Here is a 2,566-nt window from a genome sequence, read left to right as displayed (position 1 = left end):
GATGTAGATTTATAGCCCATAACTTTTTTGAATTCCATCGACGATACGGCGTCGAAAGAAAAATAAACAGACCGTACGAAAGAAAAAAGCTATCTCAATTTTGGGGTAGCTTTTATTTTTTATGCCTTTATTTTGAATTTTAAGGGGGCATTTTAAAGAATTAGGGGTAAATCATATAGTTTTATACCAAAAAACTTATATACCCTCTTAAAACGCAAATATGAGCCAAATAAATATATCTTAATTTCACAAACTAAAATTCGAGCAAATCCAGTGTTGATTTTTTAAGACACTGCACTGCCCATTTACATGCAAACTTAAAAGTTGGCATGAAAAGTGGTCAACCATGCCGGTTGAACGCTATAGTTCCCGCAGGGGCAAAAATACATAAAAAAACGCTAGCTTTTAAGCTAACGTTTCAAATTTTTTAAATAATAATTTTGTTTTTCAAAATTCCAAATTGCCGTAATCGAATGTGCTTTTTCTTCTTCGTCTGTTGTTTTATCTTCGTCACTTGTATTAATCAAATTACCATCTTCGGCATCATCTAAATTTAAAATCTTATGTTTTTGTTTAAGTAATCCACCATAACTCAACATACGCTTTCGGTATAAACCTTTTTCTAAATCATTCACGATTTCTTGATTTCTTTCATCATCATCAGTTAAAAAATCAGATGACTTAACCGAATATTTAGAGGTTTCTTTAATAGCTGCTTGAATATCTTTATCGCCTTTTTGATTTGGTTTGATCGCTTTAATATTTGCTACGGGTCGATAATCAACTTGTAATGCTTTTTGCCATAAACTAACCCATTCTTCTTGAGTTATATAATTAGCTTTATTCTTAAAATAACTATTTTCAACACTTAACAAAACATGCATATGTTGATTATAACTGCCGTCATTTTTATTAACTGTTACTTCTGTTGAACGCATAAAACCAATTAAATTTTTACTAACTTTTTTATATTTAAATAATCTTCTAAATGATTCAGTTAAGTGTTTCAAACTTTGTTCTAAAGTATCCCCATCTATAGCATTTTTTGTTGAAAGTGTTAGAAATAACCAACGTGCTTTCGGTTTTTCCTTAACCACTTCTTCAATCACTCTTTGAGCTTGATAACTATTTTTCATAGCACGCCTCCAATTACAAACTGGACATAATTTTGATTTACAAAACCATGTCTTATGTAACTTCAAATAACCTTCATCAGTCGGCTTGAACTCTAAGACGTTACCACATTGTTTTACGTTAAAAGCCTTTTTAATTTTTAAAATTTCCAGTATGTCTGCATAACTTACATTATCAATTTTCTTTTCTCTCCATGGGCGTTGCTTCCCACTTTTCGTCATATCTTTTAATGTTTCGTTATCTTGATTTTCGTCAATATATTTAGTAGTATTATATTGCATATAAAAAGCCCCCAGTTTTATTTAAGATTCGACACCTTAATAATATAACTGGGGTTTTTTCGTGTCAAATTTTCTTTTCAACTCCAAAAATACATAAAAACACTGTCATATCAACGACAAATCATGTTTTTAAAAAAGAACGTTATTTCTATATAGTATCAAGACAAGAAGAAACTCGTTTTCAACTCGTTTCAAATTCCCAAGTTAGGAGGGATAAAATGAAAAATAATAATGTAACAGAAAAAGATTTATTTTATATTTTAGATTTATTTGAACACATGAAAGTAACTTATTGGTTAGATGGTGGCTGGGGGGTAGATGTATTAACTGGAAAACAACAAAGAGAACACAGAGATATAGATATAGATTTTGACGCTCAACACACTCAAAAAGTTATACAAAAATTAGAAGATATCGGATACAAAATAGAAGTTGATTGGATGCCTTCACGCATGGAACTTAAGCATGAAGAATATGGGTATTTAGATATTCATCCTATAAATCTAAATGATGATGGATCAATTACCCAAGCAAACCCAGAAGGTGGTAATTATGTTTTCCAAAATGACTGGTTTTCAGAAACTAATTACAAAGGTCGAAAAATACCATGTATTTCAAAAGAAGCTCAACTTCTTTTTCATTCTGGTTATGATTTAACAGAAAAAGACCATTTTGATATAAAAAATTTAAAATCAATAACATAATTGCTTTATTCCAATTGCTTTATTGACGTTGAGCCTCGGAACCCTTAACAATCCCAAAACTTGTCGAATGGTCGGCTTAATAGCTCACGCTATGCCGACATTCGTCTGCAAGTTTAGTTAAGGGTTCTTCTCAACATCAATAAATTTTCTCGGCATAAATGCGTGTTCTATTTTTTATTATCGTCTTGATAATTATAAAAATAAAACACTCCTTTTTTTAGCAAACTTTATCACAATAGTTATCGCTTTACAGATCTATTTTTCATCGTTATAATCTAGTTAATTCCCGTAAGGGCGCACTTATGCGTTCTAAAAGAACGCGTGTAAAAACCATAATCGACCTTCGTCGATTTTTTTATTTCAAAATTAAAGAAACGGCTTGAGATATTCCGAGCAGTTATAAAAATTAATTTGTCTTGAATATTGCTACTACATTCTTGAAAAAGT

2 protein-coding genes are annotated in these 2,566 nt (G+C 30.6%); one reads left to right on the top strand and one right to left on the bottom strand.

The window, feature by feature from the left end:
- Positions 1 to 410 precede the first annotated feature (410 nt).
- A complete protein-coding gene (locus tag LFT63_RS12600) occupies positions 411 to 1,415 on the bottom strand; it encodes a protein rep (protein WP_077917489.1) in 1,005 nt (334 codons plus the stop codon).
- Between the two features lie 218 nt (positions 1,416 to 1,633).
- On the opposite strand from LFT63_RS12600, the gene lnu(A) reads away from it, so the two are divergent.
- Positions 1,634 to 2,119 carry a lincosamide nucleotidyltransferase Lnu(A) gene (lnu(A), locus tag LFT63_RS12595; protein WP_001829870.1) on the top strand — a complete coding sequence of 162 codons (486 nt, stop codon included), beginning with the start codon at positions 1,634 to 1,636 and terminating at the stop codon, positions 2,117 to 2,119.
- The last annotated feature ends 447 nt before the right edge of the window (positions 2,120 to 2,566 follow it).

The organism is Staphylococcus sp. FSL H8-0121 (assembly GCF_038008425.1).
GTDB classification, from domain to species: domain Bacteria; phylum Bacillota; class Bacilli; order Staphylococcales; family Staphylococcaceae; genus Staphylococcus; species Staphylococcus pasteuri.
Note: the sequence above shows the minus strand (reverse complement) of the source record. Positions and strands in the feature narration are given on the sequence as shown.

Coding starts and splice junctions, on each gene's coding strand:
- LFT63_RS12600 (WP_077917489.1), bottom strand. CDS start 1,415: ATGCAATATAATACTACTAAATATATTGACGAAAATCAAGATAACGAA.